This window comes from Marinoscillum sp. HNIBRBA16962, assembly GCF_057801515.1.
This window is the reverse complement of sequence record NZ_CM173603.1, coordinates 1,556,758-1,575,230: the sequence shown is the minus strand read 5'-3', so window position 1 is coordinate 1,575,230 and position 18,473 is coordinate 1,556,758. Positions and strand designations below refer to the sequence as shown.

General features: G+C 44.0%; 12 protein-coding genes. 5 read left to right on the top strand and 7 right to left on the bottom strand.

What is annotated here, in order from left to right; all coding sequences use genetic code 11:
* Positions 1-158: 158 nt before the first annotated feature.
* Positions 159-3,536, bottom strand: coding sequence for a methylmalonyl-CoA mutase family protein (locus tag AC3E9V_RS06730; RefSeq protein WP_488752428.1), 3,378 nt, complete (start codon positions 3,534-3,536; stop codon positions 159-161).
* A gap of 684 nt (positions 3,537-4,220) precedes the next feature.
* Complete coding sequence (locus AC3E9V_RS06725; protein ID WP_488752427.1) at positions 4,221-5,318, bottom strand: hypothetical protein; 1,098 nt, start codon at positions 5,316-5,318, stop codon at positions 4,221-4,223.
* A 230-nt stretch (positions 5,319-5,548) separates the two neighbouring features.
* On the opposite strand from AC3E9V_RS06725, the gene AC3E9V_RS06720 reads away from it, so the two are divergent.
* Positions 5,549-6,559, top strand: coding sequence for a helix-turn-helix domain-containing protein (locus AC3E9V_RS06720; protein WP_488752426.1), 1,011 nt, complete (start codon positions 5,549-5,551; stop codon positions 6,557-6,559).
* Between the two features lie 6 nt (positions 6,560-6,565).
* Here AC3E9V_RS06720 and AC3E9V_RS06715 read toward each other — a convergent pair whose 3' ends face one another.
* Entirely contained in the window at positions 6,566-7,048 is a 483-nt protein-coding gene (locus AC3E9V_RS06715; protein WP_488752425.1) for a DoxX family membrane protein, read from the bottom strand.
* Between the two features lie 126 nt (positions 7,049-7,174).
* Positions 7,175-8,443, bottom strand: a complete 1,269-nt coding sequence (locus AC3E9V_RS06710) for a DJ-1/PfpI family protein (protein ID WP_488752424.1) — start codon at positions 8,441-8,443, stop codon at positions 7,175-7,177.
* A gap of 140 nt (positions 8,444-8,583) precedes the next feature.
* On the opposite strand from AC3E9V_RS06710, the gene AC3E9V_RS06705 reads away from it, so the two are divergent.
* The 3 genes from AC3E9V_RS06705 (at position 8,584) to AC3E9V_RS06695 (ending at position 12,683) form a co-directional block, all read left to right on the top strand.
* Positions 8,584-9,576, top strand: coding sequence for a GlxA family transcriptional regulator (locus AC3E9V_RS06705; RefSeq protein ID WP_488752423.1), 993 nt, complete (start codon positions 8,584-8,586; stop codon positions 9,574-9,576).
* Between the two features lie 240 nt (positions 9,577-9,816).
* Complete coding sequence (locus AC3E9V_RS06700; protein ID WP_488752422.1) at positions 9,817-10,986, top strand: PDZ domain-containing protein; 1,170 nt, start codon at positions 9,817-9,819, stop codon at positions 10,984-10,986.
* 206 nt (positions 10,987-11,192) lie between these two features.
* Positions 11,193-12,683: a TolB family protein gene (locus tag AC3E9V_RS06695; protein ID WP_488752421.1), complete on the top strand. Its 1,491-nt coding sequence runs from the start codon at positions 11,193-11,195 to the stop codon at positions 12,681-12,683.
* A 1-nt stretch (position 12,684) separates the two neighbouring features.
* Here AC3E9V_RS06695 and AC3E9V_RS06690 read toward each other — a convergent pair whose 3' ends face one another.
* Positions 12,685-14,964: a patatin-like phospholipase family protein gene (locus tag AC3E9V_RS06690; RefSeq protein WP_488752420.1), complete on the bottom strand. Its 2,280-nt coding sequence runs from the start codon at positions 14,962-14,964 to the stop codon at positions 12,685-12,687.
* A gap of 59 nt (positions 14,965-15,023) precedes the next feature.
* Between AC3E9V_RS06690 and AC3E9V_RS06685 the strand changes: the two genes are divergently transcribed.
* Entirely contained in the window at positions 15,024-15,845 is an 822-nt protein-coding gene (locus AC3E9V_RS06685; RefSeq protein WP_488752419.1) for an alpha/beta hydrolase, read from the top strand.
* A gap of 56 nt (positions 15,846-15,901) precedes the next feature.
* Here the strand turns inward: AC3E9V_RS06685 and AC3E9V_RS06680 are convergent, their stop codons facing one another.
* Both AC3E9V_RS06680 and glgP read right to left on the bottom strand, forming a co-directional pair.
* The gene (locus AC3E9V_RS06680; protein ID WP_488752418.1) at positions 15,902-16,318 is read right to left on the bottom strand and encodes a hypothetical protein; all 417 of its coding nucleotides are present in this window, start codon (positions 16,316-16,318) and stop codon (positions 15,902-15,904) included.
* 146 nt (positions 16,319-16,464) lie between these two features.
* The gene (gene glgP, locus AC3E9V_RS06675) at positions 16,465-18,105 is read right to left on the bottom strand and encodes an alpha-glucan family phosphorylase (protein WP_488752417.1); all 1,641 of its coding nucleotides are present in this window, start codon (positions 18,103-18,105) and stop codon (positions 16,465-16,467) included.
* Positions 18,106-18,473 lie beyond the last annotated feature (368 nt).

Sequence of the window (18,473 nt, the reverse complement as noted above, 5' to 3'; positions counted from 1 at the left end):
TGCGATTAAGTAGTAAAGGAGTATGGGTTTCATAAATTTCTTAACAACCCCCTTGGCCAGGCAGGATATTAAAGACGCTGCTAAATGGTACAATGAAGGCAAGCCCGGACTAGGCAAACGGTTCATCTATTCCTGAAAATTTGGAAGTCAGAACCAGATCACATATTCCTTCTATACTGACCACCCACTTCAAACATGGCCCGGGTGATCTGCCCCAGGGAGCAAAATTTAGCTGTCTCCATCAGTTGCTCAAAAGTATTTTCATTATTCAAAGCAACTTCCTGCAACTTTTTCAGCGTTTCATCAGAGCGCGCTTCATTCCGGTGATGTAGCGCATTCAGGTTTTGGATCTGCGCTTCCTTTTCATCCTTTGTCGCACGGATCACTTCATCGGGAATGATCGTAGGTGAACCCTTTGAGGAAAGGAAAGTATTCACTCCAATGATCGGCAGCTCGCCGTTATGCTTTTTGGTTTCATAATAAAGACTCTCCTCCTGGATCTTACCACGCTGGTACATGCTTTCCATAGCGCCCAGCACACCTCCTCTTTCAGTAATGCGGTCAAACTCCATCATCACCGCCTCCTCAACCAGATCCGTTAACTCTTCCGTGATAAAAGACCCCTGCATCGGGTTTTCGTTTTTGGCCAGTCCCAGTTCCTTGTTGATGATCAGTTGAATGGCCATTGCCCGGCGAACTGATCCTTCTGTAGGGGTGGTTATCGCTTCATCATAGGCATTGGTATGCAGCGAGTTACAGTTATCATAGATCGCATAAAGCGCCTGCAGGGTAGTTCGGATATCATTGAAGTCGATTTCCTGTGCATGCAATGACCGACCGGAAGTCTGGATATGATACTTCAATTTTTGTGACCGGTCATCCGCGCCATATTTTTCTTTCATGGCTTTTGCCCATATCCTCCTGGCTACTCGTCCGATCACTGCATATTCAGCATCTACTCCATTGGAAAAGAAAAAGGACAGGTTCGGAGCAAACTTATTGATGTCCATTCCGCGTGACAGGTAGTACTCAACAAAAGTGAATCCATTCGCCAGTGTAAAGGCCAGCTGTGTGATCGGATTGGCACCAGCTTCCGCAATGTGATACCCCGAGATGGAAACCGAATAAAAATTCCGGACAGCATTATTGATAAAATACTGCTGCACATCGCCCATCAATCGAAGCGAAAACTCAGTTGAAAAAATGCAGGTATTTTGCGCCTGGTCTTCCTTCAGAATATCTGCCTGGACTGTACCTCTAACGGTTGAAAGCGTCCTGGCTTTTATTTCCTCATAGACATCCTTCGGCAACACATCCTCACCCGTCACTCCGAGCAGCATTAACCCTAGTCCGTTATGCCCCTGAGGAAGCTCACCTTTATATGTGGGCCGCTCACTTCCGAGATCAGCATATATCTTTTTGATCTTTCCTTCGATCTCTTTTTCCATCCCCTGCTCCCTGATGTACAACTCACACTGCTGATCGATGGCCGCATTCATAAAAAAGGCCGTAATGGTAGCCGCCGGACCATTAATGGTCATGGAAACAGAGGTAGTAGGATCACAAAGATTGAAACCTGAATACAATTTCTTAGCATCATCGAGGCAGCAGATACTTACCCCGGAGTTACCGATCTTCCCGTAAATGTCCGGACGATGATCCGGGTCCTCACCATATAGCGTTACGGAATCAAATGCCGTGGACAGCCGGGCCGCAGGTAACCCGAAAGAGAGATAATGGAACCGTTTATTGGTCCGCTCCGGGCCGCCTTCCCCGGCAAACATCCGGGTTGGATCTTCCCCTTTTCTTTTGAAAGGGAATACGCCGGCAGTATAAGGAAATTCCCCGGGCACATTTTCCTGTAAGCTCCACTTCAGGATGTCGCCCCAGGCCTCATATCCTGGTAAACTTACTTTTGGGATCCTGGTATGTGAAAGGGATTGCATGGAGGTTTCCACCTCGATCTTCTTCCCTCGCACTTCATAGGTAAAAGAGTCTCCCGCATAGAGCTCCTTTTTCTTTGGCCATTCTTCCAGCAGCTTTTTATTGCGCGGATCCAGATCAAGCTCCAGCTTCTCCTTCGCTTCTTCTATGGCTTTGATAGCAGCCTCTTTATCCAGAGACCTCATCACCTCCAGGGACTTATCCAGACCATACAGTTTTTGCGCAATCTCCCGCTGCTTTTCAGCTGCCTCGTTATAGCCTCGAATGGTTTCGGATATTTCCGAAAGGTATCGGGTACGCTTGGGTGGAATGATGTATATCTTTTCAGAAAGTTCTTTGGAGGTGGCAAAATCAGACTTCAGGTCAGCGCCCGTTTTCTCTACAAGCCGATCCATGATCGCCTTATAAAGCTGATTCATGCCCGGGTCATTGAACTGCGAAGCTATGGTTCCGTAAACGGGCAAGTCATCGTCTTCCGTTTCCCAAAGTCCGTGATTTCGCTTGTACTGCTTTTTCACATCGCGCAGAGCATCCAGAGCACCGCGTTTATCAAACTTATTGAGGGCGATCACATCTGCAAAGTCCAGCATATCGATCTTTTCCAGCTGAGTGGCTGCGCCATATTCTGGCGTCATCACATAAAGCGAAAGGTCCGAGTGATCGGTAATTTCTGTATCAGACTGTCCTATTCCGGAGGTTTCTAAAATGATCAGGTCAAAACCGGCAGCTTTGGTGATATCCACTGCATCTTTCACATATTTAGAAAGGGCCAGATTGGACTGGCGGGTAGCAAGCGAGCGCATGTACACCCGATCACTAAAGATGGAATTCATCCGGATACGGTCGCCCAGCAATGCTCCACCTGTTTTTCTTTTGGATGGGTCCACAGAAATAACTGCAATATTTCGATCCTCGAAATCCATCAAAAACCGGCGCACCAACTCATCTACCAAAGATGACTTTCCGGCTCCTCCTGTACCCGTAATTCCGAGGACCGGAGCGGTTTTTTTCTCCTTAATGGTTTTGCGGATCTCATCCAGGATCGTTTTATTTTCTTCCGGATAATTTTCAGCAGCAGAGATTACCCTTGCTATGGCATTTACATCTTTCCTGGTTAGTTCCCGGATCTGGCCATTCAGGTTTTGACCAATGGCAAAATCACAGTTCTTCACCAGGTCATTGATCATGCCCTGGAGACCCATTTCCCGGCCGTCATCAGGTGAATAGATACGGGTAATGCCGTAATCATGCAGTTCTTTGATCTCCTCAGGCAGAATGGTGCCGCCTCCTCCACCAAAGATCTTGATCTGGGATGCCCCGCGCTCCTTTAATAAGTCATACATGTACTTGAAGTACTCTACATGACCACCCTGATACGAAGTGATGGCAATGGCTTGTGCATCTTCCTGGATCGCACAATCCACTATCTCCTGCACGGAGCGGTTATGGCCCAGGTGGATCACTTCACAGCCGGTAGACTGGATGATCCGGCGCATAATATTGATAGCGGCATCATGTCCATCAAACAGGGATGCTGCTGTGACAATCCTTACATGATTTTTGGGTTTGTATGGGGCAATGGTCTGCGACATAAAACTCTTTTAAGTTTTGGGTAATGATGTATTATTTGGGTACCCACAAAATTAAGGAAAAAGACCCGCTTGATACTCGTATTTTGAAACTTGGTGGAAATGGAAAGGTTTGTTGGGGAGTTGGGTGATTAGGTTTTTGGGTTATGGGGCAGTTGGAGTGGAAGGTTCTTAGACAAAAATTCCAATCCCGAAGGGATGAAACAATTGTAGCATTGTCATAAATTATTTTAATCAACCCCGAAGGGGTGGTATTATAGTTTCACCCCTACGAGATTTAAAGGTGAATTATATCTTATTTCTTACCTCTGTATTTAGCGCATGGGACTAAATCAAGGATCGTGATCGTTATTCCGTCAGGTTTTTGGATCAATCTTGTGACAGGATCGATGCTCCGTCAGATTTTTGAAGCAATCTTGCGGCAAGATCGATACTCCGCCAGGTTTTTAGATCAATCTTGCGACAGGATCGATACTCCGCCAGTTTTTTGGATCAAGTAATATTTTCGGGGCTGAAAAAATGAAACCCTCCAAATCGTAGCGGTCAAATATCTCCCGCTCCGAAGGAAGGACAGAATCGGCGGGAAACTTAACCTTACTACCCCAAGAGTATAGTCCCATCATAAAAAAGCAGGAGCCGACAATAGATATTGCCAGCTCCTATATATAGGCGGTGAACCTGAAGAGATTAGAATGAAGGTTTTTTTGTGGTATTGAACCCTATCGTCAGCCCAATAATCGATCCGTCTTTTACCGGAGAGTAAAATACATTTACGGGAATATTGAGGTATCCGGATTTAAACGTCTTGCCACCTGCCAGGATTATGCCCACGGAAGGACGAATCTCCCCACGGCTATCGATCAAATCCATAATTTCCACACCCTGTGGTACTACTTCTACTTCAGAGACCCGGGTCCACGTTCCGTCCCGATAAAAGCCTTCCTCTGTTTTCAGTAATCTGAGAACTGGTCCCAGAGCAAACTCAAACCCGGATTTATTGAACCGAAAGCCATTTAGCAAGGTGATCGAAGGGATCACTGTTCCACTTTCCAGGCCATTTACAGCCGGAATTACTTCCACCAGCGCCTGAAAGTCGCCTGAGGACATGTACTGCTTCTCGAACTGATACCCAAACATGGAAGTAACCGGAAACATGTTGTACCCGCCATTCCCTTTTGGATCTCTTAAACGCTCCCCATTTTTGCCCATCATATGCACGACACCCATGCGGGGTCCGTTCAGGCTGACGGTGGTCTTGCGGGTGGTAATGGGTAAATTGTAGTTGATCAGCAGATCCACCAGGTGCGGGTCGTTCTCAATACCCAGGAGGTCATTGAGCGAGATCATACACATGGTCTGGATCTCCTGCTGAGCGTTGAGGTATTCCATGACGCTCGTTTGCTCCACGGTTTTGGTTTTCACATCGATCAATCGCAGGATCATGATGATCTTGTCACCAAACAACTCTGCGCTCCCACTCAGCATTTTATCTGCCTCCAGTAGCTGACCGACCTTAATGAGGGAATTCTTCCCAAAAGTCTTGTCCGGATTGATGTTATTGGATTCCAGTGTATTGTTAACGTCATATTTATCCAAAACCTCAAAACGATCGATCTTTTCAAGTTCAAACCGCACCACGTTGGCCATCGTGGTATTATCCCAGTCAAGATTCCTCGAATCAATACTGATCAAGGCGATTTTTTCTTTACCCTGACCATAGACTGCTGATAACAGACCTATGATCATCATCAATAAAAAAAGTAGTCTTTGAATTGGTTTGCTCATTTTATTAAGCCTCTTTGGTTGACGGGTCAAATATCAGCGTAGACAAGATCCATCAAAAACGGATTTTAGAAGGAAATGCTATGGAGCTGGTATTTATCACAATTGGAATGCTCTATTCTCCGGGATCATGGCTCTAATTTGTGATAGTCAATGTCTTGATGATCAAATTGGGGTTTTCTGCAAAAAACATTACCTTCATTTGCAAATTTTGCAAATAATATAGTGTACCAATGAAGCTTGAAAAGCAAATAGCCTTTCTGATTAGTATTGATCAGGTACGGAGAAGCCCTATGTCCTATGTCAATGAGCTGGCCGAACTACTGGAGATCAGCAACGACAGTGCTTACCGGAGATTGCGAGGTGAAACCTCTCTGACCTTTGATGAGATCAGCAAGCTTTGCAAGCATTATGGTATCTCATTCGACTCTTTCAACGCTGATGAGCAATCGAGGGTAGTATCCTTTCACTATCAAAAAATGGTAGGCTCGTATGAGAATTTTAACAACTACTTCGCCGACCTGTTTGAGTCAATGGACAAAGTCAGGGAAAGCAGAGCGGAGGAAAAACAGATCATTTATGCCGGTCAGGGAATGCCTATTTTTCATTATTTCAAGTTTCCGGCCCTGTCAGCCTTCAAGGTATTTCACTGGCTGACCACCGGAGTAAGCAATGGAAACGGATCAGAGCGCTTTGATCCCGGTAAAGTAGATCCCGGCATCATGGAGATTGGTAAAAAGCTTTTTAACAGCTATCTGCAAATACCCTCTACGGAGATCTGGTCGGATACCATTGTTATGGGCACCATTCACCAAATCCAGTTTTATTGGGATTCAGGTATGTTTGCCAATGCGGATGTTGCTCTGCAGGTATGTAATGAATTCAGGTTGCTACTGGAGTATGTACAGGATATGTGTATGCTGGGGAAAAAGCAGGATGATTTTGAAAATCCTACTATCCGTGGAAGCAAACTAAGATTGTATTACTGTGAGATTGAGTTGGAAAAGGTCTGTGTGTTGGTAAAAATGGACGATTTTCAGCGGATCTATCTGGGCCAGCTCACCTTTGGATCGATGTACACTGAAAATAAGGAGTACTACAACGAAACGGAAGAGTGGCTCAACTCCATCATTAAGAAATCCAACCTGATCAGCGAAGTTTCGCAAACCATTCGTCACCAATTCTTTAAGCGTGGATTGAAAAACCTGAATAAGCTGGAAGAGAGGATTAAAGCTGAATCCTGAGTAAAACTACCGCTCCACCTTCTTTTCTTCCATCCTTTTACTGGTATGGTAATAGATCACCAGGAGTGCGGAAATGATGATCAGGTTTTTGAAAATGTATTGACCAACTATCGAAAAGCTAAAAGGATCGGAATTAAAGGCCTGGTCCGGCAATAAAAACAAAGGCAAAAAAGTACACAGCATGTGCCAGAGTGCTAACAGGATCACTCTTCTTACCCAAATATTAAAAATCAACGCCAGGCCGATCACCGTTTCTAAAATAGCCAGGAGTAAGCAAGCCATCCCACTCGAAATCAGGTCAAAAGTCATCATACAGATGGTGTCTGATGCCAGCTTCTCAGCTGGACTGAACCTTGGAAAAAATTTAAGCACCCCGAAAACCAGGTAAATGAGTCCAATGCTGATCCTTAAAATATTGATGGAATGACGATGCAAAAAAGAAAAAATGTGGTCCTCTACTGCATTAAAAAATAACGTCAGTCTCTTCATACTTCTTCAGTTACAGTTGTAAATACTTCTTCAACTGACTAAAATACTCAGAATAACCAATTTATCAAGATGACTTTTATCAGGGCTTCACTGTCCGGGTGGTGGGTCACCACAATGGTGGTTTTGTTATCCCTTCTGTTCGAGTTCTTTGATTGCTTTCCTGGCTGACTCCATTTCCGGGTCCAGTTCCAGGGCTTTTTCATAATATTTCAAAGCCTGCTTTTTATCTCCTTTTTTTAAATTAGCCTCTCCCAGGCTGTCATAAACATTTGGTGAATCGGGATACACCTCTGCATTTAATTTGAAAAATGCGATCGCCATCTCGTATTGTTCCTGCTGCAGATACCTGTACCCAACATAATTTACATAGCTTTCTCTAGCCACCAGCCAGCCAGGATAGGTCTCTCTGGCTTTTCGAAATACGTCAACAGCTCCTTGAGGGTCCTGCTCCATTGCCAAATCCATGAATTCACGTTCCCCCGGAGGAGCAAATTTCCCTTGCTTCTCATACACACCACTTAGTGCTTCATAAGAAGACACAGAGGTTGGGTAAGCTTTCACTGCCATTTCTAAAACCAAAGCCGCCTTATCCCAAACCTCTTGATCAATGTACTCGAAGGCCAGGTTTTTTAATTCTCCCTCATAAAAAGACACTTCTCCTTCTTTTGAATTAACTATACCCGCAGTGACCATATTTTCAACACCTCCTGATTCAATAGACGCAATAAGCGAATTTTCATAATCTACCTGACCATCTCCCCGCTCCCATTTGTCGTACTCCATATATTTAGCTGTAGATTCAGCCACATCTTTCCCTTTGATCCGGTCTACTAAATGAAGCGCTCCGTCAATGCCGGCGGATACCCCGGCAGTGGTTAGGATCTTTCCACTATCTACAAATCGAGTGTTTTCCAGGACTGTAGCGTTTGGAAGCATTTTCTGTAAGCTCCCTGTAAACCCGTACCAGGTGGTAACATTTAAACTATCAAGTAAACCTGAAGCTGCAAGGACCCGGGCACCTGTACATACGGACATTTGAATCGCTCCCTGACGATGGAGGTCTTTTACCCATTTCATAACCCGTGGATCCTCAGATGATGCTCTGGCCCCACCTCCCGGATACACTACAATATCCGGAGCAGGAACATTTTCAAGAGAGTACTCGGGATCTACAGTAACAAAACCCTGAGACTTTATCGGTTCTCCATCCACAGAGACAGTGTATGCTTCAAAACCATTAGTCGCACCGAAAACCTCTCCCGGACCACTAAAATCCAAAAGTTCTACACCATCATAAAGAAAGATAGCCACCTTATAGGTATCCTTTCCCTGGGCATGTAGTTGAGTCATCGTTATAAATAGAAAAAATGGAATAAACAGTATATATCTCTTCATAATTATGTCTTTATTAGTCCCATGATGGAACTTTTTATGGAAAATTTCTATCTCTTTGACACGAATAAGTGATCAGGCAAGATTCTCCTTTAAGAGTATGTTGTCCATAAAAGTCCGGTATTTGTCTATAACCTTCACCTATGAGTCGCAAAATCGTTTTTGTTCTGTTACAGAAAACACACCTGCTGGACCTGTCCGGACCAGCCCAGGTTTTTTATGAGGCCAATCAGATAGGTAGTCTCGGAATAGAGGTAGCTTTTTGCTCATTGAATGAACAATGTACAACTGAGCAGGGGCTGAAACTGTATGACCTGATAAATCCGGAAAAAGTATATGTGACTCAGTCGGATTTCATTATTGTGCCGGGGGTCGACTTTGCTGCATTTCACCGGGGTGAACTCAACGCGGAGATCTTCCAGCTTGCTCCCTGGCTGAATGAGATGCATAGTAAAGGAGTTAATATTGCTTCCATATGCTCCGGAGCGCTGGTTTTAGCAAAAGCCGGAGTATTAAACGGTCATCAGTGCACATCACATTGGAAATGCCTGGACTACATGATCAAAAACTTCCCGAAAATCAAAGTGCAAAAAGACCGGATCTTTGTTAAAGACCGGAATGTTTACACAAGCGCTGGCATGACTTCAGGTATGGACATGAGCCTGTCCATTCTAGAACAGCTATACGGCCCGGTATTGACATCAAAAGTGGCCAGGGAAATGGTTATTTTTTTGCGGCGCGACGATGGACATAGTCAGGAGTCCATTTACCTCGATTACCAAACACATTTTAATGCGGCAATTCACCAGGTTCAAAATCACATTATTTCAAGTCCTGATAAAAATCCTACACTTAAGGAGCTGGCGGATATCGCCAACATGAGTGAGCGAAACCTCACCCGAACCTTCAAAGATGTAACCGGCCGGACTATCACAGAATTCAAGCATGCAGTGAAAATGGACCTGATCAAAACGTATTTACACAACCCTGACCTATCTACTACCGATATAGCACATCGATGTGGGTTTTCCACCCCACGCCATTTGAGAAGGATCTGGAAAGAAAACACAGGTAGCAGCATACGAGAAACCCGTCGGCAATTACAAGCATTAAGTGGCAGCATTAAACTACATTAAAATGTGTCGCAAATAGTTGATTTCCAGTTCGTTGTTTCTATTTACCCTGACAAAAATTTCCTTGAAGCCGGAATTTTTCGTCTTGGTTGATTATTTGTACCATTAGACACTGGGATCAAGGTCTACTTGCTAATATTTATTTTCTTTTTCTTCACCAAATCCACAAAAAAGTTCACGTAACTTTCATTTTACCTGGAATATCCATATTTTCATACCTCCAAAAATTATTGCCTTTAAACCATGAAAAAGTCACTCCTAACCATCTCTGGCATTTTCTTTTTGTTTGCTCTTAATGCTCAGAAGCCTATCACATCCATCCCTTTCCAGCTCTTTGGGGATCACATGATCATCAAGGTCAGTATAGATAATTCCGAGCCTTTGGACTTTATTTTTGATACAGGGTCGGGTCTGACTGTCATAGACAAAGAGGTAGCTGACCGGCTCAACTTAAAAGGAAAGGAAGTCCGTATGAATGAGACTACCAACACCTTTGAGCTGATCAAACACAATGAGATAGAAATCAATGGTTTTCCGATGGAAAAAAATATCAAGGTGTACGCTACGGACCTGGATCACCTGGAGATCAGCCTCGGTCGTGATTTTGATGGCATAGTAGGCTATGACCTGATGCACCATCATACACTTCGTATCAACTATGACACCCAGACAATGGAAATATACGATCACGGAAAGGGTCCGAAAGAAGGCGATGCGGTACCTTTTCACTTACATATATCCATTCCTGTAATTAAAGGCAAAGTTGTTTTAAACAACGACGAACCACATGACGGCACCTTTTTCGTCATGACAGGGGCAGGTACTACGTTGGATTTTAACTCACCTTATGCTGAAAAATATGACGTGATCCATAAAACCGGTAAACACTACTCCTACCTGGTAAAGGGAATAGGTAAGGATGAAACCCCTCATTATGAAGGGCATGTTCTTTCCTTTTCATTTGGAAATGAAATTATTGAGGACCTGCCCATTGGAATCAGTACAGCTAATCACGGCATCCAGGCTGATCCCACTGTATCGGGTATTTTAGGAAATGAAGTGTTAAGCAAGTTCAATATTACCATCGATGTACCAGGAAAAATGCTCTATTTCCAGAAAAACTCACATTATGGTGAGAAGCTCATCGTCAATTGCAGTGGTATTGATGTGCAGCTTGCACCCGATAAAAAAACGGTGCTCATTCACCAGGTCTACGAAGACAGTCCTGCATCAGAAGCAGGAATAAAACTTAATGACGAGCTCTTGGCCGTCAATGAGTTTTCCACCCGAGACATTACTCTCCCGCAGATCAAAATGCTTTTGAAAGAGGTGGGTGAAACTGTGAACGTGAAAGTAAAGCGTGACGGAGAAGAAAAAGATTTTTCCTTTACGCTCAGGTCAATGATCGATTAACTTTTTTTAAAGACGTCCAAAAACAGTGAAGCGTTTTCAAACGGCTCCCACAGGTCGTGATCTCGGTGACTAATAAGATCTTAAAAGGGTATGAGCTAAGGTTTTAACCCCATCGTTTGATTCCAATCAGCGTTCAATCTGTCTTTTGTTCGCTGATAAATCAATGACTCTACGTAAATTTCCTTATCGAACATCCATTCAAAATCATGAAGTGGTCCATACTATTTCTGTCAATCATGCTTTATACCTCGGCAAAGGGTCAGGATCTACAACTCGGCCTTTTTGATTCAAATACTGATGTAGGAGCTCCCGCGATCAGTGGCAATACCCGTTACAATGCCGAAACTCAGGAGTACACACTCAGTGGTAGCGGAACCAATATGTGGGACCGTAAGGATGAGTTTCACTTTGCTTATAAAAAAATCAAAGGCGATTTTATCCTCCGTGCCCGGGCATCTTTTATTGGAGAGGGAGTGGACCCACACCGGAAAATCGGCTGGTCAATCAGGCCTGATCTATCAGGAGCCGGGCAGCATGTAAGCGCTGAGGTACATGGAGACGGACTTACCTCTTTACAATTCAGAAAAGAGCCAGGCGGGCTCACTGAAGAAGTCACCTCTCCGGATAAAGCTCCGGATATTATCCAGCTGGAACGCAAAGGAAACATATACACTATGTCCACAGCCAAATACGGTGAAGAATTCACGTCAGTCACCTTAGAAGATTTTGATTTACCTGAAGAGCTTTATGCAGGGATATTTATTTGTGCGCACAATCCTGATGTAACCGAAAAAGTGATTTATAAAAATGTAAGGATCATCAGGCCCGCCGACGATGATTTTGTGCCTTATCAGGATTATATAGGCAGCAACCTGGAGATTATGGATATAGAAACAGGTCACCGTAAGATCCTCCATCAGGCTCCAAACTCTATACAAGCTCCAAACTGGACTGCTGATGGCAAAACGCTGATCTACAATAGCGAGGGAAAGCTTTACAACTTTGATCTGGCTACCTGTCAATCGTCTGAGTTAAATACCGGATTTGCCACTAACAATAATAATGATCATGTGCTCACATTTGATGGCCAGACATTGGGTATCAGTCATCATAGTGGGAACGATAACGGTCAGTCTATCATTTACTACCTCCCCGTCAGTGGGGGAATACCGGTAAGAGTTACACCACTGGGTCCCTCCTACTTTCATGGGTGGTCACCCGACGGAGAGGAGTTGGTTTACACCGGAGGCAGAAATAATATTTACAACATCTACAAAATCAATAAATCCGGAGGTGACGAAACGCAGCTAACACATACTGAAACACTGGATGACGGGCCGGAATATTCACCGGATGGTAAATACATCTATTTCAACTCAAACCGCACAGGCACCATGCAGATCTGGCGGATGGAAGCAGACGGAAGCAATCCGGAGCAGCTCACGTTTGATAAATACAACGACTGGTTCCCACACATATCGCCTGACGGAAAACAGATGGTTATCCTCTCATTTCCTGCTGACATTGATCCTGCGGATCATCCGTTTTACAAAAGAGTTTATCTGCGTATAATGTCCGTAGAGGGTGGCCAGCCAAAAGTGATCGGCTATGTGTATGGTGGACAAGGCACCATCAATGTACCCTCCTGGTCACCTGATGGGAAGAAGATTGCTTTTGTGAGTAATACGAAGCTTTAAACTACTTCTGATCATTCATTATATTTTTCAGCTTCTTTAAAGCAATCTGATTGTTTTCGAGTTGAATGTTCCGGATAATGTTCTGTTTTTCTCTGGTTGTCAGGTGCCAGCTCAGTGAGGCCCGTTCCAGCTCCTTCCGCTCGATCTCTTTGGAGGATAAGAGGTATTCTTCGCTGATATTAGTGTAGGTATTGTACTCCAGACTGACCACATGGACAGGCAGGTCCATGTAGTCCTTTAATGACTCGATCCGCGCATCATTATTAATATCCTGGATATTTCCCAGGTTATTATAAACACTGGCTATGGGAAAAGTCATTCGCTCAAATAAAGACTGGTTGGAGCGTGGCTCAATGGGTGCGGTTTTTCGGGTATCCCGAATGATAAGTAGAGTGATTCCGTTTGTATTCTCTTCAAACCAATCCTTAAAAACCTGAATAAACCGGATAGCATCTCCCACTCCGAAGTTGTCAGAGATACCAGCATCCATTATTTCGATGGCAGGATCGCTGGGAAGAGAAATCGTGGGAGTGATGTAAGGGAAAGAAGCGGACATCCTCAGAGCAGAGAGAAAACTTAATCGCTCAGCGTCCTGATCATGAAAGAGCTGATTGAAATCAACTCCACGGATCTTATACTCAGTACCGATTTTTACTTCTTTTGATACATTCATGTACGTTACTCCCTGAGGTGAAAGGTAGAGCTTCCGTCCATCATTAGCTATCACCGGGGCCATAAGCATCATGGGGATTTTGGCAGCCGCTTCAGGCTCCTTATAGTCCATCAATGACTTTGAAAAAACTCCATCCAGATTCTTGTTCAGATTTTGCTCAAAGACAAAACCCCGGTCTTTCACATAAGATTTTCCATCATAATCAACCGTCCTGATCCTGAAGAAAGAATCATTAACCAGCAATGAGAATATAATCGAATTGAGATTGTCTTTCCCAATTGCTTTTATCTGAGCATCGATATTCGGGATCTCTTTGCCTTGCTTCTCCATCAGCTCAAGTTCGCGATAGTAAGCAGCCCCAATGATACCTCCGGACGCCCCGGTAATAAGAAGGGTTTTATCCATAAGCCCTCCCCCTGTTACGCTATCTGCATGATACAGTGCGTTTACAGTCCACAGCGCAGCTCTTTGGCCGCCCCCGCTTACACACAGAAAAGTAGCCTGGGGCTTGGTAGTATCCTGCTTTGCCTTCCAGTTATTGAGAATTTGAAGGGTAGCATCCCGGTCTTTTAAGAAATGTTCTTCATTATTCAGCTTCTGAAGGTTTTCAATGGAATAGTCAGCCTTCTCTGTCCGGTAGTCGAGTCCGCGAGCCTGATAGGTTCCTTTGATAAGTCCGGTTTTAACAAGAATATTGGCGGTCAGGAAAAGTGCAAACACAAAAGGAACACTCCAGCTCCTAAACCAAAAAGACACAGCCCCTACCAGCATAACCAAAATAGAAAACATCAGGAGTGAACTGGCTGCCGCAGGGATCTGCACAATTGGATAGTCCATAAAGGTTCCTAAAAAAAGGATCAGCAAAATAATGGCCAGCTCTATGACTACTGAATTAAAGTGATTCTGATCAAATACCTTCAGAATAGCCTCCTTATCATAGAAATCCTGAAGATTGGCGCATGACCTTAGCCGCAACTTCAGATCAAAGTAAGAATTTACCGTGTATTTGCGCTCTCTTGTTTCCTTGAGCCTGGTCATCATTCTCCCCCGGCTCACCTTTGATTTTCTGAGACGCCTATCTACCGAACCGGCCAGAAACTTAAAAATATCCTGATTTGTAAGCCGGAAATAGAAGAAAAAAAAGCTGGTCATGACCAAAACTCCGGTGATGAGTCCTAAAATATTGAAAAGTAAGCTCACTCCGCTGCTAAACTCATTATTGATCTGAAACCGGATAATAAGAACGATATAGATGATCAACGACACCAGTGGAATGATGCTGTTATTAAGTGAAAACTTGGCAAACGGACGCTCCAGTATCCCTATAAACGTAAACTGATGGCTATCCAGGATATAGCATGTGATGTGAAAGGCCATCATAAGGTTACCAAAGGCAAGGCCTACCAGGAAAAAACTCCTGAAATCAACTCGATTTAAATATTCAGGATCCAGAAACAAATAATGGATCCCATAGATCTTACCTATGCCTCCGGAAACAGTAGCAATTAAAATGACCCAGATGGCTATAAGCGCAAGGTTCCTTTTGAGGTGATGAAATAAAAGCTGGGAAGGAAAAGCGTAGACAATTTTGTCTAAAATTCTGGGCATTGATGAATATCTGTTTTAGTCATGGATAATTTATATAATTTCGTTTGAAAGCAATGCTCATGACCGAAGAAACCGATTACTTTTTGAGTCAGGATGGACTAAAGCTGTATTACCGATTTTGGACCGGGGAGACGCCAAAACGTATACTGTGCATAGTACATGGACTTGGTGAACACAGTGGCAGATATGAACACCTCGCACAAACCCTGACAGGTCACGACATAGCAGTTTTTGCTATGGACGTTCGGGGGCACGGGCTTTCGAAGGGTAAAAAGGGGCATTCCAAAAGCTACGAGTTGCTGCTTAGCGATATAGAGGAATTGCTGAAAACTGCCAGGGCCACATATACGGAATTACCCATGTACCTTATGGGACACAGTATGGGAGGCAACCTGGTGGCCAACTACATGATCCGGATGAACACCAATGAAATTGAAGGCTTTATCCTTTCTTCTCCGTGGTTCAGGCTGGCCTTTGACCCGCCCCCGTGGAAGCTAAAACTTGGTAAGATCATTGTGAAAATAGTACCGTCGCTTACCCAGCCAAACGATCTTGAAGCTTCGCACCTCAGCAAAGATGATAGCGTGGTAGAGGCATATAAAAACGACCCCCTTGTGCATGACAGGATCAGTGCAGCCTTGTTTGATCAAATAACCAAAGCTGGTAACAGGGCCTTAAAAAATGCTGCAGCTATTGAAAAAAAGGGACTGATCTATCATGGAGATATGGATCAGATCATTGACTGGAAAGCAACAGAGGAATTTGCAACTAAGTGCAAGACGTGTGAATGGAAGCAGTTGAAAGGAGTATATCACGAACCTCATAATGACCTGGAAAAAGAGGATGTTTTGAAATTGCTTAGCGCCTGGATAAAAAAATAAGCTACCCACAAAAGATCTGCAGGTAGCTTTTCCTCTACAACTGGTCACCTATATTTTCAGGGCAGATGATCTGCCACTTTTGTCATTTGCTTTTGTGTTGCAAGCTTCCCTCGAAAGTGAAAGTTGTACGTGGTTCCATTAAAAAAATGGACTGCAACATGAAAAAAGAGAGATCCCGATCCTGCTAATCTTCCACCATGTACATTGGGCTTTCTAAATACCGATCCCCCCAGCCCGGACAAAATATAATCCCGTGCTACTCGCTCCTCTACCAACATCATGATACCCTCCTCCTGGTCTGACAACATTGCTCTGAACGAAAAGGCCCTTTCATCAAACGTGAAGTGAACTTTTACAAGCAGATCATTAAGTCTCACAACCTCTACACTTATATCGGAAGCTCTCTCTGAAACTGAATCTACCAGAAACCCATTGTACCTGGCAATCACCCTGTCCGCTAAATTCCTCTCCATCTCTGACAGATCTAATTCTTAAATTTGAATTAAAGATGAAGAAAAGGAGACTACCTAAATAATTTTCCCGAATGAGCGGGAATAAAGGCAGGATAAAACCGAAATAGCCTTATGATCCGTAAAAGTCGTGAATCCTGTGCTCCCAGTTAGTAATAAAGATCATTGTAATACTGATCCGCCATACGGTTGCTTCCAAACTCGGGGACCACATCCTCCATGCTTTTAAAAACAATGTCCGACCACTTATCTGATTTTTCATAATAAGTCGGGATAACTTTTTGCTCCAGGATGTAATACAGGCTTTCATAATCCTGCCGGTCATGTTCTTCCACAGACACTTTCAGATCAGCCGGTGGTAATACAAAACAGTTTTCGCCATCTTTTGCAAACTCGGGAATCCACCCATCATAAGTAGATAGATTTACTGAGCCATTCATAGCAGCGGTCATGCCACTGGTGCCGGAAGCTTCCCGAGTGATACGGGGAGTATTCAACCATACGTCGGAACCTGCTTTGAGTAGACGGGACAGCTCCAGCTCGTAACCGACCAGAACTGCCACATTTTTTCGATACCAACTAAAATGATGCAGTTTATTGAAGGTGTCAATGGCCTGAAAATCCCGGGGATAAGGTTTCCCTGCCCAGATAATCTGAACAGGTTGCCTGTCATTGCTCAGAATCTTTTCAAACCGGTCCCTGTCGCACAGCAGCAGGTCGGCACGCTTATATCCCGCAAAACGCCTCGCCCATACAATGGTGAGCACCTCGGGATCAAACAGCTTACCGGTCTGATCCGCCACTTCTTTAAAAAGCTGTGATTTAAGCTCCCGTTTACGAGTGACCAGGGCCTGGGCATCTCTTTTTTCGACTGCCCCCCGTAGTATAGGGTCCTGCCAGTACTTTTGGTTTTGGGCATTGGTGATAGGAATGATATCGCTGATGTTAGTGAACCCTTTCCACATATCCTTCGAGATTTTTGCGTGGATCTTTGATACCGCATTGGATCTCTTGGATAGCCTCAAGGCTGCAACAGTGTAGCTCAGATTACCATTATTAATCACCTCGCTTTTAAGCTCTTTAGCGCTCAGCTTGCGTCCAAAGAAACCCATTTCATTGAGAAAATTCCCGTCGTGCTCTTCATTTCCTGCTTTCTCAGGCGTATGGGTAGTAAAGACAAACTGATCCCTGGACAAACCTCTATCTTTCAGGTAATAAAAAGCAGGCAATCCATGACCTTCATTGAGGTGATAGACATCAGCTCCGCCCAGCTCCTCCACCACCTTGGCACCGCCAATGCCCAATACAATGCTTTGAGATATTCGGGTCAGCTCATTGGCGTCATAAAGGCGGTCGGTAATGGTTTGTGACAAGTGATCATTTTCCGGCACATTGGTGGTCAGAAAATACATAGGAACGGTCTCAAAGATCTCCGGACGTAAACAAAAAGCTTTGACGTGTACATCCGGGTTATGCAGGATCTGTACTTTTACCCGAATGCCGGTATCCTCCAGGTATGGATAGATCTTTTCGATGAATTTAGTCTCCAGAGAGCCATCCTGATTTCTAGACTGATCGTAATAACCGTATCGCCAGAGCATGCCGATCCCTATCATATTTTGCTTTAGCTCATAAGCGCTCCGCATATGGGAGCCCGCCAAAAAACCAAGACCTCCTGAGTAAGTCTTAAGCGCCTGATCCACTGCAAACTCCATACTGAAGTAGACTGCTTTTTTAGCGTATTTTTCATCCGGTGTATAGGGGTGATTCCACTTATTATATTCACTCATTTTATCGAAAGTCTAATAATAATCCCTCGAAATTACGGTTTATAATCCTTATACAGAGAGGTTTAGAGCACGAATTTCGACGAAAAAAGATACAAACGTTTTCAATCGAAGCTGGGCAGATTTTTCAGTTTTGCGCCTATTCACGCTGATCCTTAATGCCGCGCCTTTGCTATCAAATGATTTTTAATTGTAAAATTACTGGTTACTCCAATTCAGTTTGATAAACATATATTTTTGCGTTTTGAATCATCCAAAGATGGGTTATTTATCATTATGGCGGTGAGTCCCTGTCGGTTTTCAGGCAGGGATTTTGTTTTTTTAGGGTTAAATTCCGCTCTTTCGGATTACAAATCCGAAAGAGCACGGGC